Consider the following 2,600-nt stretch of genomic DNA (forward strand, 5'->3'; position numbering starts at 1 on the left):
CCCAAGCATCCAAAAAATTCAACAACACCGGCGCAGCGGTGCCGGCCACGCCGTCAATACGTGCATCACCTTCATATGTGATCTTGCCACCGGGTGTGCACACGGTCACGTCAATGCGCGATGCGGTGTTGACGTTGAATACACGCACGGTGGTGCTGCCCATCTGCGCCGGGATCAGGCCCTGGTCGATGGCGAATGGCACCACGCCCGACAACATGTTGCCGCAATTGGGCCGCGTGTCCACCGACTGGTGCCCCACCCCGACCTGGGCAAACAGGTAGTCCAGATCGCAGTCAGGCTGGCTGGAGCGGGACACGATGGCCACCTTGCTGTTGAGCGAGCTGCCGCCACCAAGCCCGTCGAGTTGCAGCGGGTCGGTGGCCCCAATTGCACCAATCAGCGCCTGGTTGCGGGCTTCATCCCCCTCTGGCAACCAGTCGCGCAAGAAAAATGGACCCCGCGAGGTGCCCGCGCGCATCAGCACGCAAGGAATTGACAGTGTCATGTCAGTCGTCTCCCAGCGCCAGGGTGCTGGGCTGACGTTTTTCAATGGCGTATCTGAGCAGCGATGCCGTGCGGAAAATGCCATGGGAAAATTTGCCGTAGGGCAAGGTGGCAAACAAGGCCATCACCACGCCCAGATGCAAGGCCAGCAGCAGCGCCAAGGCCGGTGTGCCACGCGCCAACCACAGCATCAAGCCAGTGGCGCTGGTCAAAAACAGCAGCGCGATAAAACCATAATCCATCGGTTTCTGGGCGGCATCACCGTGCAGCGGATGACGTGTCAGCTTGAGTTTGAAGAGCCCAGCCGTGCCCAGCAGCAAACTGACACCACCCACCACGCCCAGCAACTTGGGCAGGCTCGGCAGATCATAAGGCGCGGTCCAGCCAAAGGCATAGTGGTAAACCGTGGCCAGGCTGGTGGCCGCAAAACACAGCATGAAACCATAGAAGACCAAATGGTGCGCCAGGCGACGTGACTGGGTGTAGGCATCGTTTTCGTTGTGACACCCATCGCCATGGCCGCCGTCCAGGTAGGTGAGCTTGAGCACATCCTGGGTGGCTTGCAATGCATCACCACCGGCAACGGCTTGCCCCGTGGTGGCTGGCGACACATCGCGCAAGAAACGCGTCACACCAATACCCAGCGCCAGAACCGCCCACAAAAAGACCGGAGCGAACATCAACACCAGCAGGTTGTGCGGGAACAAGCTGTAAAAATTACCCTGCAATGAGCCGCCCCAAAGGCTTCCGTTCAAAGCGAGCGCCAACACCAAAAACAGCACCAGCCCACCCGCCAGGGCAAGTGACACGGTCAGGCCGTTGCGCTGGTACAGCTTGCCCAGTGATGCAGGCCAAGCATAGGCCACATAGGTTTCGCCACGTACTTGCGCCATGGCTTGCGGCACATTGACGGCAAATTCATGCGGCGGCGCGTATTGGCAGGCGTGTAAACAAGCGCCACAGTTGTGACACAGGTTGGCCATGTAGTGAATGTCGGCCGGACCAAATTCCAGCCGACGGGTCATGGCCGGGAACACCGCGCAAAAGCCTTCGCAGTAACGGCAGGCGTTACAGATCTGCATTTGCCGCGCCACCTCGGTCACTTCCGGGGATGGCGCACCTTGGCCTGCGGCGAGTTGCCGGGCATCGTGAATCAGGGTCTCAAGCGCTTGCATGGCTCACTCCCTGTTGTTTAACGACGCGGGCGGCTTCAGCGCCGGCAATCCGGCCAAACGAAGTGCCGATCGACATGCCGACCCCAGCGGTGTAGCCCTTGCCCAGTACGTTGCCGGCCATCATTTCGCCCGCCACAAACAGGTTGGGGCTGGGTACATCACCGAAGCGCACGGCGGACGTTTCATCGGTCTTGAGACTGAGGTAGGTAAAGGTGACACCTGGGCGCAGCGCGTAAGCGTAAAACGGCGCGGTGTCGATAGGCCTGGCCCAATGGGTTTTGGAGGGCAAGATGCCTTGCGTGTAGCAGTTATCCAGCGCCGTGTGGTCAAACGTGCCAGCTTGGCAGGCGTTGTTGTAGTCATTGAGCGTTTGCATGAAGGTGTTGCTGTCCAGGCCAAGTTGGTCGGCCAGCTCTTTCAGGGTATTGGCCTTGACCCCGGGAAACACCGGCGGCATGAAGCGGCCAATGGCTTTGGCATCAATGATCGAATAAGCCGTTTGGCCCGGTTGCGTGGCTACCAGGCGACCCCAGATGGCGTAACGCTTGGGCCAGAAGTCTTCGCCTTCGTCGTAAAAACGCTGGGCATCCCTGTTCACCACCACGCCCAGTGAGACGCAGTCGATGCGGGTGCAAATGCCACCGTCATACAGCGGCGCACGGGCATCAATGGCCACCATGTGGGCTTGCGTGGGGTCGCCAATCGAATCTGCCCCGTGGTCGTTCAGCAGGTGGCGCAGCAGCACCCCTTGGTTGAATTGGGTGCCGCGAATCAAGAAGTTGTCCGATGGGGTTTCGCCCCGCTCATTGGTGCCCCAGGCTTCGCGCAGCCAGTCGCGGTTCGACTCGAAGCCGCCAGCCGCCAGCACACAGGCGCGGGCCGTGATGCGCTCGGAACGCACACGTCCATCCGGGCCTTTGG

Annotated in this window: 3 protein-coding genes; all 3 read right to left on the minus strand. The window is 60.7% G+C overall.

Going from position 1 to position 2,600, the window contains the following annotated elements:
* Positions 1–505: PrpF domain-containing protein (locus Q0341_RS08710; protein ID WP_299512197.1), on the minus strand; the 505-nt coding region annotated here is incomplete at its 3' end.
* 1 nt (position 506) lies between these two features.
* Positions 507–1,679: a tricarballylate utilization 4Fe-4S protein TcuB gene (tcuB, locus tag Q0341_RS08715; protein WP_299512199.1), complete on the minus strand. Its 1,173-nt coding sequence runs from the start codon at positions 1,677–1,679 to the stop codon at positions 507–509.
* On the minus strand, positions 1,666–2,600 hold a 935-nt coding region (tcuA, locus tag Q0341_RS08720), incomplete at its 5' end, for an FAD-dependent tricarballylate dehydrogenase TcuA (protein ID WP_299512201.1). The genes tcuA and tcuB, both read right to left, overlap by 14 nt.

The sequence above is a fragment of the uncultured Limnohabitans sp. genome (assembly GCF_937889215.1).
Classification (GTDB): Bacteria; Pseudomonadota; Gammaproteobacteria; order Burkholderiales; family Burkholderiaceae_C; genus Limnohabitans_A.

What these genes read in the sequence shown, in the direction of transcription:
- tcuB (WP_299512199.1), bottom strand. Translation starts at nt 1,679, where the DNA reads ATGCAAGCGCTTGAGACCCTGATTCACGATGCCCGGCAACTCGCCGCA.